Annotated in this window: 19 protein-coding genes; 9 read left to right on the top strand and 10 right to left on the bottom strand. The window is 55.5% G+C overall.

Going from position 1 to position 23,190, the window contains the following annotated elements:
• Positions 1 to 3: 3 nt before the first annotated feature.
• Positions 4 to 852, bottom strand: coding sequence for an HTH-type transcriptional activator RhaR (rhaR, locus tag ABLV11_RS20875; protein ID WP_004107490.1), 849 nt, complete (start codon positions 850 to 852; stop codon positions 4 to 6).
• A gap of 73 nt (positions 853 to 925) precedes the next feature.
• Positions 926 to 1,762, bottom strand: coding sequence for an HTH-type transcriptional activator RhaS (rhaS, locus tag ABLV11_RS20870; RefSeq protein WP_004107487.1), 837 nt, complete (start codon positions 1,760 to 1,762; stop codon positions 926 to 928).
• Between the two features lie 311 nt (positions 1,763 to 2,073).
• Here rhaS (ABLV11_RS20870) and rhaB point away from each other — a divergent pair, with 311 nt between their 5' ends.
• The 9 genes from rhaB to rhaM all read left to right on the top strand — a co-directional run bounded on the left by rhaB (position 2,074) and on the right by rhaM (position 12,104).
• Positions 2,074 to 3,540 carry a rhamnulokinase gene (gene rhaB, locus ABLV11_RS20865; RefSeq protein ID WP_204724008.1) on the top strand — a complete coding sequence of 489 codons (1,467 nt, stop codon included), beginning with the start codon at positions 2,074 to 2,076 and terminating at the stop codon, positions 3,538 to 3,540.
• Positions 3,537 to 4,796: an L-rhamnose isomerase gene (rhaA, locus tag ABLV11_RS20860; RefSeq protein ID WP_115240102.1), complete on the top strand. Its 1,260-nt coding sequence runs from the start codon at positions 3,537 to 3,539 to the stop codon at positions 4,794 to 4,796. The genes rhaB and rhaA overlap by 4 nt, the downstream gene beginning before the upstream one ends.
• 135 nt (positions 4,797 to 4,931) lie before the next feature.
• The gene (rhaD, locus tag ABLV11_RS20855) at positions 4,932 to 5,762 is read left to right on the top strand and encodes a rhamnulose-1-phosphate aldolase (protein WP_004107477.1); all 831 of its coding nucleotides are present in this window, start codon (positions 4,932 to 4,934) and stop codon (positions 5,760 to 5,762) included.
• Positions 5,763 to 5,843: 81 nt separating this feature from the next.
• Positions 5,844 to 6,830 (top strand): rhamnose ABC transporter substrate-binding protein, encoded by a 987-nt coding sequence (gene rhaS / locus ABLV11_RS20850; RefSeq protein ID WP_049128778.1) that lies wholly within the window; start codon positions 5,844 to 5,846, stop codon positions 6,828 to 6,830.
• Positions 6,831 to 6,967: 137 nt separating this feature from the next.
• Positions 6,968 to 8,479, top strand: a complete 1,512-nt coding sequence (locus ABLV11_RS20845; protein ID WP_233679409.1) for a sugar ABC transporter ATP-binding protein — start codon at positions 6,968 to 6,970, stop codon at positions 8,477 to 8,479.
• Entirely contained in the window at positions 8,479 to 9,483 is a 1,005-nt protein-coding gene (locus tag ABLV11_RS20840; RefSeq protein ID WP_348855733.1) for an ABC transporter permease, read from the top strand. Before ABLV11_RS20845 ends, ABLV11_RS20840 begins: the two co-directional genes overlap by 1 nt.
• A complete protein-coding gene (locus ABLV11_RS20835; RefSeq protein WP_134883362.1) occupies positions 9,480 to 10,484 on the top strand; it encodes an ABC transporter permease in 1,005 nt (334 codons plus the stop codon). Before ABLV11_RS20840 ends, ABLV11_RS20835 begins: the two co-directional genes overlap by 4 nt.
• Positions 10,485 to 10,644: 160 nt before the next feature.
• Positions 10,645 to 11,793, top strand: a complete 1,149-nt coding sequence (gene fucO / locus ABLV11_RS20830) for a lactaldehyde reductase (protein ID WP_126489652.1) — start codon at positions 10,645 to 10,647, stop codon at positions 11,791 to 11,793.
• Complete coding sequence (rhaM, locus tag ABLV11_RS20825) at positions 11,790 to 12,104, top strand: L-rhamnose mutarotase (RefSeq protein ID WP_004116822.1); 315 nt, start codon at positions 11,790 to 11,792, stop codon at positions 12,102 to 12,104. Before fucO ends, rhaM begins: the two co-directional genes overlap by 4 nt.
• Positions 12,105 to 12,158: 54 nt before the next feature.
• Here the strand turns inward: rhaM and ABLV11_RS20820 are convergent, their stop codons facing one another.
• The 8 genes from ABLV11_RS20820 to ABLV11_RS20785 all read right to left on the bottom strand — a co-directional run bounded on the left by ABLV11_RS20820 (position 12,159) and on the right by ABLV11_RS20785 (position 23,164).
• Entirely contained in the window at positions 12,159 to 13,523 is a 1,365-nt protein-coding gene (locus tag ABLV11_RS20820; protein ID WP_004116819.1) for a NosD domain-containing protein, read from the bottom strand.
• 104 nt (positions 13,524 to 13,627) lie between these two features.
• A complete protein-coding gene (locus ABLV11_RS20815; protein WP_123830055.1) occupies positions 13,628 to 15,016 on the bottom strand; it encodes an MFS transporter in 1,389 nt (462 codons plus the stop codon).
• A 71-nt stretch (positions 15,017 to 15,087) separates the two neighbouring features.
• Positions 15,088 to 16,098: a LacI family DNA-binding transcriptional regulator gene (locus tag ABLV11_RS20810; RefSeq protein ID WP_064398855.1), complete on the bottom strand. Its 1,011-nt coding sequence runs from the start codon at positions 16,096 to 16,098 to the stop codon at positions 15,088 to 15,090.
• Positions 16,099 to 16,508: 410 nt separating this feature from the next.
• Positions 16,509 to 17,888, bottom strand: coding sequence for a carbohydrate porin (locus tag ABLV11_RS20805; protein WP_023321840.1), 1,380 nt, complete (start codon positions 17,886 to 17,888; stop codon positions 16,509 to 16,511).
• Positions 17,889 to 17,990: 102 nt separating this feature from the next.
• Positions 17,991 to 18,584 carry a maltose acetyltransferase domain-containing protein gene (locus tag ABLV11_RS20800; protein WP_004107456.1) on the bottom strand — a complete coding sequence of 198 codons (594 nt, stop codon included), beginning with the start codon at positions 18,582 to 18,584 and terminating at the stop codon, positions 17,991 to 17,993.
• Positions 18,585 to 18,623: 39 nt separating this feature from the next.
• Positions 18,624 to 19,889 (bottom strand): MFS transporter, encoded by a 1,266-nt coding sequence (locus ABLV11_RS20795; protein WP_024274858.1) that lies wholly within the window; start codon positions 19,887 to 19,889, stop codon positions 18,624 to 18,626.
• A gap of 41 nt (positions 19,890 to 19,930) precedes the next feature.
• Positions 19,931 to 22,054 (bottom strand): alpha-galactosidase, encoded by a 2,124-nt coding sequence (locus tag ABLV11_RS20790; RefSeq protein ID WP_126489653.1) that lies wholly within the window; start codon positions 22,052 to 22,054, stop codon positions 19,931 to 19,933.
• A gap of 114 nt (positions 22,055 to 22,168) precedes the next feature.
• Positions 22,169 to 23,164, bottom strand: coding sequence for a substrate-binding domain-containing protein (locus ABLV11_RS20785; protein WP_126489654.1), 996 nt, complete (start codon positions 23,162 to 23,164; stop codon positions 22,169 to 22,171).
• Positions 23,165 to 23,190: the final 26 nt, after the last annotated feature.

Here is a 23,190-nt window from a genome sequence, read left to right as displayed (position 1 = left end):
TCGTCAGGCGGCGGCGCGACTGCGCTGCCGCCACTGCCCCGGCGTCATGCCTATCTCGCGGTTAAACACCACCGAAAAGTAATTACTGTCTTCAAACCCGCACTGCATCGCCACTTCGCCAATCAGCCGTTCGGTATGCTGCAGCAGATACTGCGCGTGGCAAATACGCAGCTGGCGCAGGTAGTGGTTGATAGTCATCCCCGTCTGCTGACGAAACTGCTGGCGCAGCGCGCGCTCGCTGCACCCTTCCCGCTCGCAAAAACGGTCAAGAAAGAAGGGACGATTGAGGCTGCCCGCCAGCTCGGTGAGCAGCTTATCGAGCAGCGCTTCGCTTTGAGTTGCCGCCAGATTATCGGTGGCGTAGCGATAGCGCTGAAGAATAAGCACCAGCTGCGCAAACAGCAGTTCGGCCATATTATTGGCCTGGGCATCGCTACGACAGCTCTCATGCTCCAGCTGGGTAATCACCTGTCTGACCTGGGCCATACCGCTGCTGCCGATTCGCCAGTGCGGAACCCACGGGGTGCCGAACAGGCCCGGAATGTGCGCCGCCCAGTCAAAGTTAAGCCGCAGCCGATCCGGGCAATAAATGACGTTTTGCAGGACGAGATCGTTTACCGAGGCGTAGGAGTGCTTATCTTCCGCGCGGATATAGAACAGATCGCCGCGGGTAATGCGCCACGGGCGATCGTTAAGAACGTGCAGGCCGTTTCCCCGCCACACCAGCACCAGTTCGCAGAACTCATGGGTGTGCTCGGCGAAGACGTTTTGCGGATAGCGATCCGCTACCGCCACCGCCTGAGCGGGGGAGGCAAAAAATTCATCTTTGCGAAGAATCAGCTGACCTGCCACGACATCAACTCCGAACATAAATAACGTTTCATTATTCGCGTTTATGTCTGCTAAAACGTTGACTGCTCTCCCGTTACTGAAGAATGGCGTCGCGCCCCTGGCGAATATCGCGCGGAGACCAGTCAAATTCACGGCGAAAAAGCGTCGAAAAGTGGTTACTGTCGCCGAATCCGCAGCGATAGGCGATATCGGTCACGCTGTCATCGCTGTGGCGCAGCAGATGGCGCGCTTTCATCAACCGCACCCGATTCAGGTAGCGCTGCGGCGTCAGTCCGGTTTGCTGTTTTAACTGACGATGCAGAGTTCGCAAGGAGAGCGAAAACCGCGCCGCCACCTCTTCCCAGCAGATATCTTCAGCAAAATGATCTTCCAGCCAGGCCATTAAATGGTTAAGCCGCGCGTCATTGTTGGCTGCGCCTTCGGCGAGGCTGCTTTTACGCAGGTGCACCAGCAGCTGCATAAATAAAATCTCGCGGCTGGCGATGGCATGCATATCCGCATCCGCGCCAACGTTCTCCATCTGCTCCACAATCTGCCGCACCTGCTGCAATGCATTCTGATTCACCCGCCAGTGTGAGAGATAGTTCCCCTCCTGCTCCTGCGGCAACAGTTCGTTCAGGCCGGACAAAAAGCGAAATGCGTCCGGCGCGCGATAGAGCACATTAGTCAGGCATAAATTATCCGTGTGCTCGTAGAGATGACGATCGTGATCGCGGATAAAGCACACCGATCCGCCACTGATGGTATAGGGCTGGCCGTTGAAAACGTGAATCCCGGTGCCGTGCTCCACAATAACAATCTCATGAAAATCATGATGATGCTCAGGAAAAGCGGATTGCGGGAGCCGCGGCTCAATGGCGACAGCTGAAACGCCGGACTTAAAGAAATCCACACTGTGCAACATAGTCATAGCCGCTCCTCGAAATGAGAAAAGTTATCAATCAGTGGAGCAAATAGTAATTAAGGGGCGGCGATCCGGCCTTCAATTTTTGACCGCAAAATTCGTAAAGCCTGCCGCTTTTTCAAGAAATGGCGGGAAAGATCGGGAACTGCGGACAACATCACATCCCTCCATCCAGCGCAGATAAAACGAAACTGTGACCTCTCTCACGGTCACCTTTGCTTTCTTGCCAGCGGCCAATTTTCCCTGTCAGTAACAAGAAGGTGAGCCTGAGGCGACTTTTTTAGACTGCATGCAATGATTTTCACAAGGATCTTCCCATGAGTTTTCGTCATTGTGTCGCCGTTGATTTAGGCGCCTCCAGCGGGCGGGTGATGCTCGCCGGTTATCAACCCGGGCAGCAAACGCTGGCGCTGCGTGAAATTCACCGTTTTACCAATAGCCTGCAGAAGGTGGATGGTTTCGACTGCTGGGATCTCGATAGCCTGGAAGGGGAAATTCGCCACGGTCTGGAGAAGGTCTGCGAACAGGGCATCCTGATCGACAGCATCGGCATCGATACCTGGGGCGTGGATTATGTCCTGCTGGATAAAGCGGGCCAGCGCGTCGGCCTGCCGGTTTCCTATCGCGATTCTCGTACCCAGGGGCTGATGCGCCATGCCGAAGAGCAGCTGGGCCGGGCGGAGATCTACCGCCGCAGCGGCATTCAGTTTCTGCCGTTTAACACCCTTTACCAGCTCCGCGCGCTGGTTGAACAACAGCCGGAACTGGTCAGCCAGGCCGCGCATGCGCTGCTGATCCCGGACTACTTTAGCTTCCGCCTGACCGGCAACATGAACTGGGAGTACACCAACGCCACCACCACGCAGCTGGTCAACATTAACAGCGATAACTGGGATGCAGAGCTGCTGAACTGGAGCGGCGCGCCGCGCGAATGGTTCGGTACGCCGACGCACCCCGGCAACGTTATCGGCCACTGGATATGTCCGCAGGGCAATAACATCCCGGTGGTCGCCGTCGCCAGTCACGATACCGCCAGCGCGGTTATCGCCTCGCCGCTGGCCAGCAAAAACGCCGCGTATCTCTCTTCCGGCACCTGGTCGCTGATGGGCTTTGAAAGCAAAACCCCCTGCACCAGCGATGCGGCGCTAAAGGCCAATATCACCAACGAAGGCGGGGCCGAAGGCCGCTATCGGGTACTGAAAAATATTATGGGTCTTTGGCTGCTGCAGCGGGTGCTCAAGGAGCAAAACGTCAGCGACCTGCCGGCGCTGATCGCACGCACCGCTGCGCTTCCGGCCTGCCGCTGCGTTATCGACTGTAACGATGACCGCTTTATCAACCCGGACAACATGAGTGCGGAAATCCAGGCCGCCTGCCGCGAATCCGGGCAGCCGGTTCCTGCCGGCGACGCCGAGCTGGCCCGCTGCATTTTCGACAGCCTGGCGCTGCTCTACGCTCGGGTGCTCAACGAACTGGCGGCGCTGCGCGGTCAGCCGTTCAGCCAGCTGCATATTGTCGGCGGCGGCTGCCAGAACGAACTGCTCAATCAGCTTTGCGCCGACGCCTGCGGCATCACCGTGGTCGCTGGCCCGGTTGAGGCCTCCACCCTGGGCAATATCGGCATTCAGCTGATGACCCTGGACGAGCTGCACAACGTCGATGAATTCCGTCAGGTCGTGCGGCAAAACTACGCCCTCACCACCTTTACCCCCAATCATGAAAGTGAAATTGCCCGCTTTAGCGCGCAGTTTCAGCCACAACAGACCAAGGAGCTTTGCGCATGACCACTCAACTTGAACAAGCCTGGGAAATTGCCAAACAGCGCTACGCCAGCGTCGGCGTGGATGTCGAGGAGGCCTTGCGCCAGCTGGACCGCCTGCCCGTTTCCATGCACTGCTGGCAAGGCGATGACGTCGTCGGTTTCGAAAACCCGGAAGGAAGCCTGACCGGCGGTATTCAGGCCACCGGCAACTACCCGGGAAAAGCGCGTAACGCCAACGAGCTGCGCGCCGACCTTGAGCAGGCGTTGAGCCTGATCCCCGGGCCAAAACGCCTGAACCTGCACGCCCTCTATCTGGAATCCGACGCGCCGGTAGCGCGTAATGAAATTAAGCCAGAGCACTTTAAAAACTGGGTTGAGTGGGCGAAAGCCAACAAGCTGGGGCTGGATTTTAACCCCTCCTGCTTCTCGCATCCGCTGAGCGCTGACGGCTTTACGCTGTCGCACGCCAACGATGAAATCCGCCAGTTCTGGATCGATCACTGCAAGGCCAGCCGCCGCATTTCCGCTTACTTCGGCGAGCAGCTGGGCACGCCGTCGGTGATGAATATCTGGATCCCGGACGGCATGAAGGATATTACCGTTGACCGCTTCGCGCCGCGCCAGCGCCTGCTGAACGCGCTTGATGAAGTGATCAGCGAGAAGCTGGACCCGGCGCACCATATTGACGCCGTAGAGAGCAAACTGTTCGGTATCGGCGCGGAAAGCTACACCGTCGGTTCCAATGAGTTCTATATGGGCTACGCCACCAGCCGCCAGACTGCCCTGTGCCTGGATGCCGGCCACTTTCATCCGACGGAGGTCATCTCCGATAAGATTTCCGCCGCCATGCTCTATATCCCGCGTCTGCTGCTGCACGTAAGCCGTCCGGTACGCTGGGACAGCGACCACGTGGTGCTGCTGGATGATGAAACCCAGGCCATCGCCAGCGAAATCATCCGCCACGATCTGTTCGACCGCGTGCATATCGGTCTCGATTTCTTCGACGCCTCGATCAACCGCATCGCGGCGTGGGTGATTGGTACCCGCAATATGAAGAAAGCGCTGCTGCGCGCTCTGCTGGAACCAACCGAGCAGCTGCGTCAGCTGGAGCTCGACGGCGATTACACCGCCCGTCTGGCGCTGCTGGAAGAGCAGAAGTGCCTGCCGTGGCAGGCCATCTGGGAAATGTACTGTCAGCGTCACGATACGCCGGCAGGCAGCCAGTGGCTGGATAACGTACGCGCTTATGAAAATGCGGTTCTGAGCCAGCGCGGGTAATGCCTGGACTTCCCCGGACGCAGCCGGGCTACGAACCGGTAGCCCGGATAAGCCATTTACGGCGCAATCCGGGGGTTCGCACATATTCAGGGCGAGGGGCCAACCCCGCGCCGAATCAACAGGAAAGACAAGACTATGCAGACCATTATCGACGCCTGGTTCGTCCAGGGCATGATTAAAGCCACTTCCGACGCCTGGCTGAAAGGCTGGGACGAGCGCAACGGCGGCAACCTGACGCTGCGCCTCGACGAAGCGGATATTGAACCCTACGCGGCGGATTTCCACGCTAAACCGCGCTATATCGCCCTGAGCCAGCCGATGCCAACGCTGGCCAACCAGCCGTTTATCGTCACCGGTTCCGGTAAATTCTTCCGTAACGTCCAGCTCGACCCGGCGGCGAACCTCGGCGTGGTGAAAGTCGACAGCGACGGCGCGGGATACCATATTCTTTGGGGTCTGACCAACGATGCGGTACCGACATCCGAGCTACCGGCGCACTTCCTGTCGCACAGCGAGCGTATCCGCCTGACCAACGGCAAGGACCGGGTGATCATGCACTGCCACGCCACTAACCTGATTGCCCTGACCTACGTGCTGGAGAACAACAGCGATCTGTTCACCCGTAAGCTCTGGGAAGGCAGCACCGAATGCCTGGTGGTCTTCCCGGACGGCGTCGGCATTCTGCCGTGGATGGTGCCGGGCACCGACGAAATCGGCCAGGCCACCGCTGAGGCGATGCAGAAACACTCGCTGGTGCTGTGGCCGTTCCACGGCGTTTTCGGCAGCGGCCCCAATCTGGATGAAACCTTCGGCCTGATCGATACCGCCGAGAAATCCGCTGAGGTGCTGGTGAAAGTCTATTCAATGGGCGGGATGAAACAAACCATCACCCGCGAAGAGCTGGTCGCTCTTGGCAAACGCTTCAACGTTCAACCGATGCAGTCCGCGTTAGACCTTTATCAATAACAACATCGCGCCCCGCTCACCGAGACGGGGCGAAACATCACCTGCAAACCCTACCAAACTGACTCTTGTGGAGTAAAAGCAATGAAAACAAAGACAAGCTTGATCCTCACCGTTGCCATCCTGGCGTTGTCCGGTTCCGCTTTAGCCGAAGTCAAAATCGCCCTCGTGGCGAAATCATTGGGAAATGGATTCTTCGAAGCAGCGAACGTCGGCGCGCAGGAAGCGGCCAAAGAGTTAGGCGATGTCAAAGTGATCTATACCGGCCCGACCACCACCACCGCCGAAGCACAGATCGAAGTGCTGAATGGTTTGATCGCCCAAGGGGTGGATGCGATCGCCATTTCCGCTAACGATCCCGATGCCGTGGTGCCGGTGCTGAAGAAAGCGATGCAGCGCGGCATTAAGGTGGTCTCCTGGGACTCCGGCGTCGCGCCGGCGGGACGCCAGATCCATCTTAATCCGTCCAATAACGCCTTGATTGGCGAAACCAACGTTAAGCTCGCCGCCGATGCGCTGAAGGCGCTGAACGTGGAAAAAGGCGAGGTGGCGATTTTAAGCGCCACCCCAACCTCCACCAACCAGAACATCTGGATTGAGGAGATGAAAAAGGTGCTGCCGCAGTATCCGTCCGTCAATCTGGTGACCGTCGCCTACGGTGACGATCTGTCGGATAAAAGCTACCGCGAAGCGGTGGGCCTGCTGAAGTCATATCCTGACCTGAAAGTGATCGTTTCGCCTTCGTCGGTGGGGATCGTTGCCGCCGCGCAGGCGGTGAAAGATCAGGGCAAAATCGGCAAGGTCTACGTGACTGGACTGGGGCTGCCATCGGAAATGGCGGGGGCGATTAAGTCCGGCGCCAGCAAAAGTTTTGCTATCTGGAATCCGATCGACCTTGGCTATGCCGCCACGTATCTGGCCGACGATTTAGTCAAAGGCACGGCGACCAAAACCGAAGCCAATATGGGCAAGCTGGGCAAAGTGAAGCTCGACGCCGACGGTAGCGGCGCGATGGCCGAACCGTTCGTCTACGATGCGAGCAATATCGATAAGTTCTCGAAGATTTTCTAACCCTGCTTCCTCACCCCGGCCCGCTCCCGAAGGGAGAGGGGGAAAGCCAGGCCCTCTGCGCAATGTTGGCAGAGAGCTCTGAGCGGTTCCCTCGCCCCTTTGGGGAGAGGGTTAGGGTGATTTTACGGAGAACTATCATGTCAGCATCCACCCCACTGCTGTCGCTTAAGGGCATCACCAAGGTTTTCCCCGGCGTGCGCGCACTTGAGAACGTACAGCTCGATCTCTGGCCCGGCAAAGTCACCGCCTTAATCGGCGAAAACGGCGCGGGCAAATCCACGCTGGTCAAAGTGATGACCGGTATTTATCAGCCCGAAGAGGGCGAGATTCTCTATAAAGCGATCCCTATCCAGCTGCCGACCCCGGAGTCAGCGCACAAGGTCGGGATCACCGCCATTCATCAGGAAACCGTGCTGTTCGACGAGCTGTCGGTCACTGAAAATATTTTCGTCGGCCAGTATCTGCATCGCGGTCTGCTGAAGAGGCTCGACTGGCCCGCCATGTACCGCAAAGCCAGCGAGATTCTCACCCGCCTGGAGGTGCAGATTGACCCGCGCGCGACGTTGAAAACCCTCAGCATCGCCCAGCGCCATATGGTGGCCATCGCCCGGGCGCTCTCCTTTGAAGCCCAGGTGGTGATCCTCGATGAGCCGACTGCCGCGCTCTCACAGCATGAAATTCTGGAGTTTTATCAAATCGTTGAGCGCCTGAAGCAGGACGGCAAAGCGATTCTTTTTATCTCGCATAAGTTCGATGAGATTTTCGAGCTGGCAGACTACTACACCATTCTGCGCGACGGCGTTTACGTCAGCTCCGGAGCGATAAAAGACATCACCGAAGAGCGGATGGTGGCGATGATGGTGGGCCGCGCGATTACCCAAACCTACCCGAAAGTTGACTGTACCCCAGGGGAAACGGTGCTGGAGGTGCAAGACCTCTGTCACCCCACCGAGTTTGCCCATATCAATTTCAGCCTGCGCAAAGGGGAGATTCTTGGCTTTTACGGCCTGGTGGGCGCCGGGCGCACCGAGCTGATGCAGGCGCTCTCCGGGGTCTCGACCCCCTCCTCCGGCAACATCGTACTGAAGGGCAAAGCGATGCGCTTTCGCCAGCCGGCCGACGCCATCAACGCCGGTATCGTCTGCGTGCCGGAAGAGCGGCAGAAGCAAGGAGCGATTATCGCCCTGCCGATCGCCCAGAACATCAGCCTGCCGCAGCTCAGCAAACTCAACCCCAACGGCGTACTGAACGACGCCCGCGAATGGCGGCTGGCGGATGAGTACGCTTCGCGCTTACAGGTCAAAGCTTTTAGCTGGCGGCAGGCGGTGGAAACCCTTTCCGGCGGCAATCAGCAAAAAGTGGTGATCGGCAAATGGCTGGCGACCCATCCCGAGGTGATTATCCTCGACGAACCGACCAAAGGCATCGATATCGGTTCCAAAGCGGCGGTGCACCAGTTTATGTCCGAACTGGTCAGCCAGGGGTTGGCGGTCATTATGGTCTCTTCGGAGCTGCCGGAAGTGATGGGCATGGCCGACCGGATTATCGTGATGCACGAGGGGCTGATGGTAGCCGAATATCGCGCCGGTGAAGCGACGGCGGAAACCATCGTCAGCGCCGCCAGCGGCGTGAATCAGGAGGCAGCGTAATGGGCAAACAGCTGCTTAAACACCGCGAAGCGCTGCTGGCGGCGGTGATCATTTTGATGATCGGCGCTATCGGCAGCCGGGCGCCGTCGTTCATCTCGCCGGGCAATCTGGTGGAGATGTTTAACGACACCGCCATTCTGATCATCCTCGCCCTCGGGCAGATGATGGTGCTGCTCACCAAAGGCATCGATCTGTCGATGGCCGCCAATCTGGCGCTGACCGGAATGATCGTCGCTCTGCTCAACGCCCACTATCCGGGTATCCCGGTGGCGGCGCTGCTGGCGCTGGCGACCCTGCTTGGCCTGCTGATGGGGATGATTAACGGCCTGCTGGTCTGGCGGCTCGGTATTCCGGCCATCGTGGTCACGCTGGGCACCATGAGTATTTATCGCGGGATTATCTTTCTGCTTTCCAACGGCGGCTGGGTCAACTCGCACCAGATGAGCGCCGATTTTCTCGGCCTGCCGCGCGCCTCGCTGCTGGGAATGCCGCTGCTGAGCTGGTGCGCTATCGCCGCGCTGCTGCTGGTGGGCTATTTCCTGCGCTACAGCCGCACCGGCCGGGCCTTGTACACCGCGGGCGGCAACGCGACGGCGGCGTACTACACCGGGATTAACGCCGGGAAGATGCAGTTTGTCAGCTTCTGCCTCTCCGGCGCGCTGGCCGGCTTCTGCGGCTATTTGTGGATCTCACGTTTCGCTGTCGCCTATGTCGATGTCGCCAACGGTTTTGAACTGCAGGTGGTCGCCGCCTGCGTCATCGGCGGCATCAGCACCATGGGCGGAACCGGTCGCGTGCTCGGCTGCCTGTGCGGGGCGCTGTTCCTTGGAGTGATTAATAACGCGCTGCCGGTGATCGGTATTTCGCCGTTCTGGCAAATGGCCATTTCCGGCGCGGTGATCGTCATTGCGGTGCTGCTTAACGAACGCGGCAATAAAGGCCACGGACGGTTAATCCTGCGCGACGCGGCATTAGCCCGACAGAAACAGGCGGTGAAATCATGAGCAAAATAATGATGTCTGAAGAGATGAAAAGCGTCCCGGCCGCGCCGTCGCCGCTGCGCCGCTTGCTGTGCTGGGAAGGGTTTCTGCTGGCGGTAACCCTGGCGGTATTTATGGTTAACGCCCTGGCATCCCCCTGGTTCCTTAATATCTGGAATCTGTCGGACGCCACGTTTAACTTCACCGAAAAAGCGATCATCGTGCTGCCGATGGCGATGCTGATTATCGCCAGAGAGATCGACCTTTCGGTAGCCTCGACGATGGCGCTGAGCTCAACGGCGATGGGCTTCTGCGCGGCAGCGGGTATAGATACGCCGCTGCTGGTGGCCGTCGGGCTGGGCGTGGGGCTGCTGTGCGGCCTGTTCAACGGTATCCTGGTGACGCGCTTTAACCTGTCGTCGATTGTGATCACCATCGGCACCATGAGCCTGTATCGCGGGATAACCTACATTCTGCTGGGCGACAAGGCGCTCAATCACTACCCGGACAGCTTCGCCTGGTTTGGCCAGGGCTACGTGTGGGGCGCGCTCTCTTTTGAGTTTGCGCTGTTTATCCTTCTTGCTGCCGCCTTTACCTTCCTGCTGCATAAAACCAACTTTGGCCGCCGGACCTACGCCATCGGCAATAACCCGACCGGAGCCTGGTACTCCGGGATTAACGTCAAGCGCCACAACCTGATGCTGTTTGCGCTGGTTGGACTGATGGCCGGCCTGGCGGCGGTTCTGCTGACCTCAAGGCTCGGCAGTACCCGCCCGACGCTGGCGATGGGCTGGGAGCTGGCGGTCGTCACGATGGCGGTACTCGGCGGCGTCAATATTCTCGGCGGTTCCGGCAGCATGGTGGGGGTGATTATCGCCGCTTTCCTGATGGGGCTGGTGACGTTTGGCCTGAGCCTGCTCAACGTGCCGGGCATCGTGATGTCGATCATCATCGGCGCGATGCTGATTGTGGTTATTTCGCTGCCGATTATTACCCGGCGGATTTTGCAACGAAGACGAATTTAATTTCCCCTTCACCCTAAATCCCGGAGGCGGTGCTACGCACCTGTCCTGGCTACCGGCCTGCAGACGCCAGTGAACCTGTAGCCCGGGTAAGGCGCCAGCCGCGACCCGGGAGCAGGTGAAGGGAAACGGATTACCCAAATCAACATTAAGGAGAATTATCATGAGTTTTATGTTGGCACTACCCAAAATCAGCCTCCACGGCGCGGGCGCAATCGGTGATATGGTTAAGCTGGTGGCAGGTAAAGGGTGGGGTAAAGCGCTGATCGTCACCGACGGTCATCTGGTCAAGATGGGTCTGCTCGACAGCCTGTTTACCGCCCTGGATGAACAGCAAATGTCTTATCATCTGTTTGATGAGGTGTTCCCTAACCCAACGGAAGCGCTGGTGCAAAAAGGCTACGCGGCGTATCGCGAGGCCGGGTGTGATTACCTTATCGCCTTCGGCGGCGGCAGCCCGATCGATACCGCTAAAGCGGTGAAAATCCTCACCGCCAACCCGGGGCCATCGACCGCCTACTCCGGCGTCGGCAAAGTGAAAAACGCCGGGGTGCCGCTGGTAGCAATCAACACCACAGCAGGAACAGCCGCGGAGATGACCAGCAATGCGGTCATTATCGACGCCGAACGTCAGGTGAAAGAGGTGATCATCGACCCCAATATCATTCCCGATATTGCCGTCGATGACGCCAGCGTGATGCTGGATATCCCGCCGTCCATTACCGCCGCCACCGGCATGGACGCGCTGACCCACGCCATTGAAGCCTTTGTTTCCGTTGGCGCGCACCCGCTGACCGATGCCAATGCCCTGGAAGCGATTCGCCTGATCAACCAATGGCTGCCGCAAGCCGTGGACGACGGGCACAATCTTGAAGCCCGCGAGCAAATGGCGTTTGGCCAGTATCTGGCGGGCATGGCGTTTAACAGCGCCGGTCTTGGCCTGGTGCATGCGCTGGCTCATCAGCCTGGCGCTACCCACAACCTGCCGCACGGCGTGTGCAACGCCATCCTGCTGCCGATCATCGAAAACTTTAATCGCCCGAACGCGGTTACCCGTTTCGCTCGCGTCGCGCAGGCGATGGGCGTCGATACCCGCGGCATGAGCGATGAGGCAGCCAGCATGGAGGCCATCAACGCCATCCGCGCGCTGAGTAAACGCGTCGGTATCCCGCAAGGCTTTAGTCAGCTTGGCGTTAGCAAAGCCGATATCGAAGGCTGGCTGGACAAAGCGCTGGCCGACCCGTGCGCGCCGTGCAACCCGCGCACCGCCAGCCGCGACGAAGTCCGCGAACTGTATCTGGAGGCATTATGATCCGCAAAGCTTTCGTGATGCAGGTAAACCCGGACGCGCATGAAGAGTATCAGCGCCGCCATAATCCCATCTGGCCGGAGCTGGAAGCGGTGCTGAAAGCCCACGGCGCGCACCATTACGCGATTTATCTCGATAAAGAGCGCCATCTGCTGTTCGCCACGGTGGAGATTGAATCCGAAGCGCGCTGGAACGCCGTCGCCGGGACCGAGGTGTGTCAGCGCTGGTGGCAGTATATGCGCGATGTCATGCCAGCCAATCCGGACAACAGTCCGGTGAGCGCAGAGCTCAAAGAGGTGTTTTATCTCGATTAAATCCATGACGGCCCCGCTGCATTTAGCGGGGCCACCGCTTCAGATCGAAGAGCGTTACATCGTTCCGGGAACGGGCGTGGCCCTGAAGGCGTTTACCGCCCTGTCCATCAGCACCCGATCGTCGCTTCCGCTATCCAGTATCGTGTTTTGCGCGGATTCTTTTTCTACCTGCACGGCAACCGCATCAAGCTCCTTTAACCTGGCCGTCGTCAGCAAAGCGCTGACCTGCGCCGCAAAGCAGGCATCCTCTTCGGAGGGCTGCGCCTGCGCCGCTGACGTCTCCGTGGTCGCCACGATATGGTTATTGGCAATATAATTCCCTTTCCCGGAAACCAGCCGGATGATGACCGGTTTTATTCCCAGCGGCTTGAGATACTGGATATCAATCGTTTCGGAAATATGATTGGCAATCAACGAATTATGACTACCATTGATATGCAGCAGACCATAGGCATCATCCAGGCCGTTGTCATAGGTCTGCATCGGCGGCCAGGGTTCGCGATCGCGGAAAAAATGATTGGCCGCGATGAGATTCTCCGCACTGTTATTCTCCAGTACCAACATCCCTGGATAAAATGAGTGCAACCGATTACCGGTCACGGTAGAACGAACAACGCCAGATAAATGAACGCTGCTGGCGCCACGCGGAAAGATATTATTGCCAGAAATTAATAACCCACCAAAGTTTTGGGCATAAATCGAATAGCCTTTATAGCCTGCGCCAATCAGGTTATCGGTTATTTTAGAAGCCTGTCCAGCGCCACGAAGCTCGATGCAGTTGCCGCATTCGGCGATAAAGTTATTATGGATCGCCATAGCATCACTATTGTACGTCGTGAGACCATGCTCAAGATAGATAAATCCCATGCCGGTAATCCGGAAAGCATCCTGAGCGCTGGCGATATAAATCCCGGTTTTGCCGTTAATATAGCTATTTTCCGGATCGTTGTTTCCCAGCCCATCATCAATAAAATGCAAGCCATCAATACAGAAGTTTTCAAACGCCACTGAACTTATTCGCGGTGCTCCGCTGCGTTTCACGTAAAATGCAGCGCCAGCGTGTTCTTCATCACCGGGCTGCGGGCAAAGATCGACCAGGATACGGCTGCCACCCGGCCATATATCATGCAAATTCGCCCACTCGTCAGCCGGCGTATTAAAGCGAATACTTGAAGAGACAAACCCGTGTCCGGCGCCCATTATTTTTAAATAACTGATATCAATCAAAACCTGAGTCGTCAGATGATAATCGCCGGGCGGGATATAGATAGCGGCGCCGGGTTTTCCACCATTATTCATGTCGGTTGCGGTTTGCCGATTTTTAATATCGAGGATAATACTGTTGATAACTTCGCCGATATCCTTATACGGATTACCGATATGCCACTGCGTCACGTCATAATAATTATTATGCGTCATGAAGAACCCCCTCTGCTATGAACAGAAAATCAATTAAAAAAAACTGTTTTGATTAACACTGATATTTAATGATAAATAATACGGATAGCCTAATCCGCTGGCGATTAATCGCGTCCTTTTTCCAGTTCACGTTTTGCAAGATCGGCTTTGATTTTTTCAAGGAACGTGTTATTCAGCTTGAAGTAGCGCACCAGATACGCGCTGATGAAATAGCTCACCATCGGCAGTAGTGAGAACATCATGATGATGCCCTGAATTGTCTGCGCATTTTGCTGCGGCTCATTAGCGACATAGCCGGTAAACGCCAGAATCCACGCAACGATAGCGCCGGCCACCGCCAAACCCATTTTCAGCATAAAAAGGTTACCCGCGAAGGAGATACCGGTCAGGCGCTTGCCGAACTTCCAGTCACCGTAGTCATCAACGTCGGACATCATCGCCCACAGAATCGGGCCTGACTGAATTAAATGCAGAACGTTAATAATGATGAATAACGCCATCAGCGGGGTCAGGGATTGCGGATCGATAAACCACAGCGCAAATGACAGAACACCGAGAATAATATTAATAATGCGGAACAGCGCGAGTTTATCAAAGCGATCGGTCAGCGGTTTGGCAAGCACGCTGCCCAGCATATTACAGGCCACGCCCAGCGCCATAAACAATGTGATAAATCCGACAGAGGCCTTCATCACATAGGTAGCATAATAAATGGTGACGCCGCCGCGGATGAAGGCCGGGAAAACATTTAGAAAGGTTATAGAGATCATCAATAGCCACTGATCGTTCTTGATAATATCCCGCAGGTCTTTCTTTAATGACTCGTTTTCCTTAACCGACACCACGCGCTCTTTTATGCTGGAAAAGCAGAAGAGGAACATCAGGGTTGCCGCGCCGCCCATAATCATCATCGTCAGCTGGAAACCGGAGGCGCGGTCGCCATTACCCAGCCAGTCCGTTAACGGCAAAATAGATGAGGAGATAATTAACGTTGCCAGCCCGTTAAGGAAAAAACGCCATGACAGGCAGCCCATACGCTCTTTCTGATTGAGAGTAATCACGCCGCCGACCGAGCAATAGGGAATATTGATCGCGGTATAAATCAGCGACATCATTAAATAGGTGACCCAGGCATAGATAATCTTGCCATTCATGCTTAGTTCTGGCGTAGTGAACATCAGCACCGCACCCAGCCCAAACGGAAACGCCATCCATAATAACCATGGGCGGAACTTACCCCAACGGGTCACGGTGCGGTCGCAGATGGCCCCCATCAGCGGATCGCTAAAAGCGTCAAAGATACGGATAACCAGGAATAAGGTCCCCACAACTCCGGCACTTAAACCATACACGTCGGTATAAAACCATGTCAGATACAGTGCCAGCACGCTCCATATCATTCCTGATCCGGCATCACCCATGCCGTAGCCGATCTTCTCCCTCAGCCCCAGCTTTTCATAAGCGCTTGGCCTTTCCATTGCGGTAGCAGACATAAATATACCTATTTTTTTATTAAAAGGGACCCATGGCGCCAGTCGTCGCGCCATTGCTAAACATAAATCTTTTACAGGGTAGTAATATTAATTTTTACGCTGCTCTCACGAATAATTAGCCGAGAGACAATTTCGTGCATTTCAATACTGTCCGGCTGCTGTTGATATTTCACCATCTGGAAAGCGAGATGAGCGATTTCACTTACCGGCTGCGCAACGCTGGTAATTTTTTTTGTTTGCGCCAGCAAAGTATTATCAAAACTGGCAATCGCAATATCTTCTGGAACGGCGATGCCTTTTGCTTCTAGCCCATCGATAAGATAGTTTGCCGCAATATCGTTATAAACTAACAGACATGTACAGGTTCGCTTCGGCTCGCTGAGTTTCTCAATAATATCATCAAGAATGCTTATATGACCTGAGACCTTCTCACCCTCACCTTTTGTTATCCAGAACGAATTATCTTTGGCAAGCTTTAAACCGTGACTCGCTATTTTTTTGCTGTACGACGATACCTTGCGGTTATCAACGCCTTCCTGGGCAACAAAACCAAATGCAACATGTCCGGTGTGTATGAAATGCTCCGCAATACTTTCAGCCCCGCGATCCTGATTAATCGATACAGAATTAAAGAACCGGGACACCTGCGTAACGACGACAACCGGGATTCGGGTAATAGTTAACCATTCTGAAAGACCGGCTTCTGCTTCTGTCGGCACCCATAGCAAACTGTCAATGCCCATCCCCACCAGGGTATGAATAATATGCTTATCTTGTTGCGGTTGATTCTGGTGCGTTTTGACGATCACCGATTTACCGATGTACCGGGCCTCTTCTTCCACTGTCGCCAACAGTTCACAGAAGTGAGGATTGACCAGATTAGGCACAACCACACCAATCAGTCCGGAACATTTACCGCTAAGTTGAAACGAACTTTTGCTGGGAACATAGCAAAGATAATCCATCGCCTCCCGCACCGCCTTACGCGTTTCCGCGACCACGCTGGGATGATTATTCAGGACTCGTGATACGGTTGCCGTCGAGACCCCAGCTCTTTTTGCTACGTCTTTAATCGATGCCATGGTAATTGAATACGCCTTCTGACTCCTGGAGCTCACTATAAATTGTGAGCTAAATCGAAAATGTAAGCCAGTTCACATGTTGTCGCGTTACATGGAATGACGTTTAGCCTTCGCAATTTTATTATTCCTTACATAGCTTAAAGACCGGCCTATACAAAAGCATAAATCAGCGTAAAAGAATAATATATTATGTCAAAAAAATATTGCTGTTGGTCGTGTGGGATTTAGCTGAAAGGTATTGAACGCATGAAGGCGCCTCATCCTTTTTGCCGAGTAAACGACAGAGTGTCAGATGACATGTTCACTCAGGATGAGGCATTAGAAGTGCTGGCTTAATTATATATAGCGGCTACTGTTCATTAAAATAATGTGCAATTTAATAGAATGTACTCTGGCTATAACGATAATTATCAGAAAAAATACTTAAAGCGCACCCGCGCGCCGTAGCGATCGTCATCATCCCCCTGACTCAGCTTGTCGTCGCTGTCGAGAAAGGAGTAATAAGCGCCGAGATAAATATTAAAGTTCTGCATGTTCATGACGTTCGGAATTTGATACGAGGCGTGCAAAGTATGAATATTGTAAGTGCCCTGGTTCTTAATCCAGCAGTCGTTCTCGCAAATCACGCCGGCATAATCGCTGATTTTATTATGCGCGTAGATATATCCCAGCTCAAAGCGCCGCCATAGCGCGTTCACCCCGGAGGTGAAATCCTTCTCGTTATTGGCATCCATATAAGCGGTATTCAGGTTTACTACCACACCGTCCGCCGGGTCGCTCTTCAGGCCGTTCCAGGTCATGGTCAGGCCATAGCCGGTGCGGTCAGACTGATCGACGAAGTGACCCTGCGTATTTTTATAGCCGTAGGCATTCTGTACCACGTTCGCTTCCACGGCCGCCGCAACGGAAAATTCATCCTTTGCCCAGGACACCACCGGACGCAGGTACGCCACGTTCTTTTTCTGCTCCATGTCGCGACCGTGATAACCGCCGTCGTTATACAACGAAGTACCGTCTTCCAACAGTGTATTAAGCTCAAAATACCAGTTATCTAACTGTTTACTCAGCAAGAAGTTACCGCCTGCGTCAGAACGACCGCGTCCCTCTTTCATCATATAGATATAGCCATGACCGTCACTGTACAGGTCGTTAGCGGTATTTCCTGAGTGCTCAACGAAGGTATCCTGATTTAGCGGGAACATATCGTACGCCTCAAAACGCCCCACTTTCACCTTCCAGTCGTTCTCCTGACCAAAGAAGAAAACCGCATCATCAAGGTTCATCGAACCGGTCATGTCCGCTAGCGGCTGGATAGAGAACCCGGCAAAATAGCCGTTTTCCATTTTACGGATACCGTCAAAACCGAGCAGAATGCGGCCATTTAAATCCCACTTATCATAGGTTGTATCGCTGCCAACGTCGGCATTGGTCATGGCCAGCAACCCATGTTTGCTTTCCGCATCCATATTGAATTCGACATCGCCGTAGATTTTCAGATCGCCATAGCCGGATAATTTCAGCTCAGGAACTGAAATATTTTTTTTACTCTCAGCGGTCGGGGCCATGCTTTTAACCGCTACGCTGGTTTGCGCCGCCTGTATAGCGGAATTCTGCTTCGCCTGTAAATCCCGCACCTGGCCTTCGGCCACCGCCGCCCGGCTTTCAGCGGCGGCAAGCCGCGCTTCAAGCAGCTCCATCCTTTGTTCCAGCGTCAGATGATTATTTTTCGCTACCGCTGAACCGGTTATCAAAGACAAACCTATGGCTATCGATAATGCTGTTTTATTCATTTTTATTTTCCGGAGGTAAAAGAGGGCCAGGTGAGTCATAAACTCACCCGTATATATTTTTATTTTTTATATCAGGAAGATTTTCTATTTTATTATTGAAGTTCAGCCTGCGAACAGCTGATATTTATTTTTATCCTCATCGGTAATGTCTCTTAATACCCGACAAGGGACGCCTGCGGCGACAACATTTGCCGGTATGGAACGGTTCACCACGCTCCCGGCGCCAATGACCGAGTTTTTTCCGATAGTGACGCCAGGATTGATAATCACCCCGGTGCCCAGCCAGACGCCGTCTTCAATAACCACCGGCAAAGAGAACTGCTGCTGGGTGTGGCGCAGATCCGGATGGATCGGGTGGCCGGCGGTTGAAATCGTCACATTTGGCGCAAACATCACGTTATTACCAATGGTGATCTCAGCATCATCAACTAGCGTCAGATTAAAGTTAGCGTAAAAATTATCGCCAATGGAGATGTGAGTTCCGTAGGCAAAATTAATCGGTGGTTCTATCCAGCATTCTTTACCCACGCGGGCAAACATCCGCTGAATAATGTCGTTTCTTAATTCCTGGTTAAACGGATGGGAGTGGTTGTACTCATAGGCTCGCGCCTTCCCCATCAACCGCTGCTGCGGTAAGCCATATCCTGAATCAATATAGAGCTCGCCGCTGTTCATTCTTTCTTTCATATCCATCATACAAACCGCTCCTGTCACGGTGAATAATTGCTCCGTTGGCTAAACCGTCATAGCGCTATCGCTAATCTTTTCCGGCTTTGCCTTACCCGATAAGGTAAAGGCGGATATTAGCGTAACGGCCAGGGCAATTCCGCCGAGGATCATATAGGTGTCCTGGAAGCCGATGCGGTCATACATGTTGCCGGCAAAAGCGGAGAGGAAGATCGCCGCCACCTGTTTGGAAAACTGGAAGCCAACCAGATAAATCGTCGCCGACAGGCGGACGTCAAATACGCCGGTGATATATTTAAAGGCCCCTACCAGCAGGAACGGCACTTCCAGCGCGTGGAGCATTTTCAGCGCCACCACTTCCGCAGCCGTCGTGGCAAACGATGAACCGATCATCCTTGCCGCCATCACCATTCCGGCAATCAGTAACGTATTTTTCGCCCCGATGCGGTTAATAATCCACGGCGAGCTGAACATAATAATCGCGTTGCATATTTCCCCGGCGGTGGTCGCAAAACCAAAAGCGCGGGTGCCCGATTCAGGGGTGGCAAAAAAGGATTTAAAGAAGGTGGCAAACTGCTGATCGAAGACATCATAAACGCAGGCGACGCCGATGACGTACAGAATAAACATCCACATTTTGCGCTGGCGGAACATGCTCACGGCAGTTTTTAAATCCACCGCCGGACGATTGGCCCCTAAAGAATCCATCACCTGTGCGCTCTGACTGGCCTGCGGTTTAGCGATAGCCACCAGCACAACCAGTACCAGCGCGGCGGCGGAGCCCATCCAGAACACCCACTCCGGGTTAACGCTGAACAGCATCCCCGCCGTGGTGGCGCACAGGGCCCAGCCGAGGCAGCCAAAAGTCCGCGCCTTGCCGTATTCAAACCCGCTATTGCGGCTCACGCGTTCGATATAGGCCTCCATCGCCCCGGCGCCGGCGGAGAACACAAAGCCAATATAGGCTCCACCGCTCAGCGCGCCGAGCCAGATATTGGTTTTCAGCAACGGCGCAAAAACGTAGAGGAAAAAGGGCGCGATCAGCACCAGCAGCACGGTGACAATCCACATCAGATGCTTTTTCAGCCCCAGCTTATCGGAGATCACGCCCAGTATCGGCTGAAAACAGATAGCAAACAGCGACAGGCTGGAGAAAACAATCCCGGTCTCGGTTTTATTCAGGCCGATGACATCCGATAACCAGATCGGCAAAAACGGAAAGCAGGTGGCCATAATGAAAAAGTAGAGAAAGAAGAACAGCCCGAAAATCCAGAAATTGGGGTTGTTTTTATGGGTACAGACGGTCGGGTTCATGGTGTATTCCTCAAAAAGGGCCGCCGCGCGGCCCGTCGTCATCACACGCGTTGCAGGCCAATCAAAATGGCGCTTTCCGGGTCAAGGATTGGCAGCGCCAGCCCCGCCAGTTGCAACCACTCGCCGCTTACGGTCTGCGGCGTCGTCATCCATTCCGGCAGCTTACGCATGGTGTGGCCGCCCTCTCCCGTAATCTGAATATTCGGATGGTCGAGCAGCGTGACCTGGTAGCGCGCTCCCGCTTCCAGTCCCGGCACGCGCAGCGGCGCCATCAGGGTGTAGTCCGGCATCGCCAGCTGGCTGACGAGGAAAATCGCCTGGCTCCGGTCTTCGCTTACCACGCCGTGCGCCAGCGTCGTGGCGTCCGGCATATCGATACGCCACTGCACGCCGTGATGAATCACATCGCGCCACTGCTTATGCAACGCCGCGTATTTGCGGTAGCCGGCACGCTCTTGTTCGTCAGCGCTTACCGGGTCCAGCTCAAGCCCCATATGGCCGAACAGCGCCGTCAGGCCGCGAAACGCAATGCTGTGCTGGCGGAAGGTGGCGTGACAGTGGCGGTTGCCGATATGCGCGCCCATGACTTCCGGCGGGAAGAAGTAGCTCATGCCGCGCTGGATAGTGTTGCGCTCCAGGGCATCGTTATTATCTGAAGCCCAGAAGCGATGGCTGCGCTTCAGCACTTCGTAGTCGATTCGCCCGCCGCCGGAGGAGCAGGACTCAAATTCAATATGCGGGAAGCGAGCCACCAGCGTATCGAGCAGGCGATAGAACTGGCGGGTTTGCGCATCGGCGGCAGCTTTACCGTTATGCCCGGGCTGTACCAGTTCGCGGTTCATATCCCACTTCACATAATCCACCGCGTGCTCGCCCAGCAGCCAGCTCATCCGCTCCAGCAGATAATCAAAGGCTTCCGGGATATTCAGATTCAGCACAAATTGATGGCGCCCGGGAAGCGGCGTATAGCCCGGCAGCGCCAGCACCCAGTCAGGATGCGCGCGGTATAAATCGGAGTCAGGGTTAATCATTTCTGGCTCAACCCAGATGCCGAACTCCATGCCCAGCGATTTTACGTGGTCGATAACCGGGGTCAGACCGTGCGGATATTTTTGCTCATCAAGATACCAGTCGCCGAGCGCCGCCCAGTCGTCGTTGCGCCCTTTAAACCAGCCGTCATCAATGATAAAGCGCTCAACGCCCAGTTCCGCCGCCTCATCCGCCATGCGCATGATGTACTGCGGGTCGTGGTCGAAATAGATCCCTTCCCAGGTATTGAGATGCACCGGGCGCGGTTTGTTACCCGGAAAGCGAATAATCCGTTCGCGCAGATAATGATGGAACTGCTGGCTCATGCCGTTCAGCCCCTGCGCTGAATAGCTACCGTAGAGGTGCGGAGTCCACAGGGTTTCCCCCTCCGCCAGCGCCATTTCGCCCGCCAGATAGAGCGCTTCCGCCTGCAGGTAGCGACGGCCATCGGTTTTCACTTCCGCCCGCAGGCGATGGTTACCGCTCCAGCCCAGATGCACGCCCCATACTTCCCCCTGCATCTCGCTAAAGGCCTGGCTGCCGGTAATCAGCGCCGGAAAATGTTCATGGGAAGTGCGTCCGCGACGGTTTTCCAGCACGAAGCTGTCATGTTCAAGGAGCAGGCGATGGGGCTGGAATTCGCGGATCCAGCGGCCATGAAAAGCCATGACTTCGCGGGCGCGCTCGGCGACCGGTAGCGTGACGGCCAGGCGATCTACCTGCCACGGCTGCGGACGCAGGTTGGTCAAGCCATGGCGAACGCTCAGCACGCCGCTGTTATCAAGCTGAATTTCACTGCATAACCGCAGGCCTGCCTGAGCATCTTCACTAATGATGGTTAAATTCTGCCCATCCTGCGCCACCTCGGTCGTGGTGAACATCGGCGAAGCGTCCAGCCCCTGACGGTGGCCTTCGATGCCCGGCGCGCCGAACAGGCCGTGACCCAGCTCAGCCATTAAGGTCACCGGTGAATCCACATCAAGACGACCATTGGCCACCGGGCGGGCAATGCTCAGGGCATCCTGCGGCGAAAAATGGCTTAAATGCGGCCCCCAGTAGATAATTTCGGCGAACGGACGGGTTTTGATCACCACATCAGCCGCTGCGCTTTGCAGGCGTAAAATCGAATCAGACATCAGACTTCTCCACAACAAGGAATAGCTTACTGTTGATCCGAAACGTTTCGGACGCCAACCAAAACGTTTCGGATCCGTGATCGAGTTCAGGAAATTAATCTGACGGGAGGGGAATCAGGCAGTTTCGCCGGGGATAAATTCAGGCTGCCAGAGCACCTGAAGAGAGGCGAGATCGTCGCCGGCGATTAAGCGGCGAACCATGCTGGCTATCTGGCGGCCCACGCCCTGCCGGGTGGACTGGATCACCGCGCCCACCGGAGTTTCGATGATGCTGTCCTGCGGCAAGCCATCATAAACCACCAGTGAGACGCGATCGGAGCCGGTAAGACGCCCGAGCTGAGCAAGTGCCATCGCCGCGCCGTCGCCGTGGGTGTTGCAATCGGTGACTATCGCCGTAGGCGGTTCGGGCAGACGCAGCAGCTCCATCGTCGCCTGAAACCCTCCGCGGCGGGTGGGCGACACGCTGCGCAGCCAGGTTTCCGCCTGCCCCGCTTCGCGCAGGGCTTGCAGGTAACCATTGCGGCGCTGCGTAATAAACGCCTGATTGTTATTTTCGCTCAGCAGCGCTATACGCTGGTGCCCCTGGCTAATCAGATGGCGGGTTGCGCGGTACGTTCCCGCCTGGTTATCGAAATCAAACCAGGCATAGGGCTGTGGCAGACGGCTGCGCCCCAGGGCGAGAAAAGGAAAGCCGGAAGAGAGCAGCTGAATCAGGCGCGGATCATCGTCCAGAGTATGGGCAACAATCAGCGCATCAACACGACGACTCTGCACCATACGCATATAACCGTGTTTATCGGCCTGTTCGTCATCGGCTATCAGCAGTAAATCGATCTCATAGCGCGCCAGCTCGTGGCTGATTTCGCCTACCATTTCGAGAAAGACGTTGTTATTCAACGGCGCGGGACGCACGGGGAACACCAGGCCGACGGCATCGATTTTGCCCATTTTCAGGCGGCGCGCAAAGGTGTTTGGCCGATAGCCGCGACGCTGCGCTTCGGCCTCGACGCGGGCGCGCGTCTCCTGCGACACGTCGTCATAGCCGTTCAACGCGCGGCTGACGGTTGTAACCGAGATCCCAAGTTCTTTAGCAATGGCTTTCAGCGACATAAGTTTCCCTGTCTTCGCGGGAGAAT

This window comes from Klebsiella sp. GW_Kp181 (assembly GCF_040062315.1).
Lineage (GTDB): Bacteria > Pseudomonadota > Gammaproteobacteria > Enterobacterales > Enterobacteriaceae > Klebsiella > Klebsiella oxytoca.
The sequence above is the reverse complement of the archived record's forward strand: the minus strand, read 5'-3'. Positions and strand labels throughout refer to the sequence as shown.

Coding starts and splice junctions, on each gene's coding strand:
- ABLV11_RS20785 (WP_126489654.1), bottom strand. CDS start 23,164: ATGTCGCTGAAAGCCATTGCTAAAGAACTTGGGATCTCGGTTACAACC.
- ABLV11_RS20835 (WP_134883362.1), top strand. CDS start 9,480: ATGAGCAAAATAATGATGTCTGAAGAGATGAAAAGCGTCCCGGCCGCG.
- ABLV11_RS20810 (WP_064398855.1), bottom strand. CDS start 16,098: ATGGCATCGATTAAAGACGTAGCAAAAAGAGCTGGGGTCTCGACGGCA.
- fucO (WP_126489652.1), top strand. CDS start 10,645: ATGAGTTTTATGTTGGCACTACCCAAAATCAGCCTCCACGGCGCGGGC.
- rhaD (WP_004107477.1), top strand. CDS start 4,932: ATGCAGACCATTATCGACGCCTGGTTCGTCCAGGGCATGATTAAAGCC.
- ABLV11_RS20840 (WP_348855733.1), top strand. CDS start 8,479: ATGGGCAAACAGCTGCTTAAACACCGCGAAGCGCTGCTGGCGGCGGTG.
- ABLV11_RS20800 (WP_004107456.1), bottom strand. CDS start 18,584: ATGATGGATATGAAAGAAAGAATGAACAGCGGCGAGCTCTATATTGAT.
- rhaS (WP_049128778.1), top strand. CDS start 5,844: ATGAAAACAAAGACAAGCTTGATCCTCACCGTTGCCATCCTGGCGTTG.
- rhaA (WP_115240102.1), top strand. CDS start 3,537: ATGACCACTCAACTTGAACAAGCCTGGGAAATTGCCAAACAGCGCTAC.
- rhaM (WP_004116822.1), top strand. CDS start 11,790: ATGATCCGCAAAGCTTTCGTGATGCAGGTAAACCCGGACGCGCATGAA.
- ABLV11_RS20820 (WP_004116819.1), bottom strand. CDS start 13,523: ATGACGCATAATAATTATTATGACGTGACGCAGTGGCATATCGGTAAT.
- ABLV11_RS20845 (WP_233679409.1), top strand. CDS start 6,968: ATGTCAGCATCCACCCCACTGCTGTCGCTTAAGGGCATCACCAAGGTT.
- ABLV11_RS20795 (WP_024274858.1), bottom strand. CDS start 19,889: ATGAACCCGACCGTCTGTACCCATAAAAACAACCCCAATTTCTGGATT.
- rhaS (WP_004107487.1), bottom strand. CDS start 1,762: ATGACTATGTTGCACAGTGTGGATTTCTTTAAGTCCGGCGTTTCAGCT.
- ABLV11_RS20815 (WP_123830055.1), bottom strand. CDS start 15,016: ATGTCTGCTACCGCAATGGAAAGGCCAAGCGCTTATGAAAAGCTGGGG.
- rhaB (WP_204724008.1), top strand. CDS start 2,074: ATGAGTTTTCGTCATTGTGTCGCCGTTGATTTAGGCGCCTCCAGCGGG.
- ABLV11_RS20805 (WP_023321840.1), bottom strand. CDS start 17,888: ATGAATAAAACAGCATTATCGATAGCCATAGGTTTGTCTTTGATAACC.
- ABLV11_RS20790 (WP_126489653.1), bottom strand. CDS start 22,054: ATGTCTGATTCGATTTTACGCCTGCAAAGCGCAGCGGCTGATGTGGTG.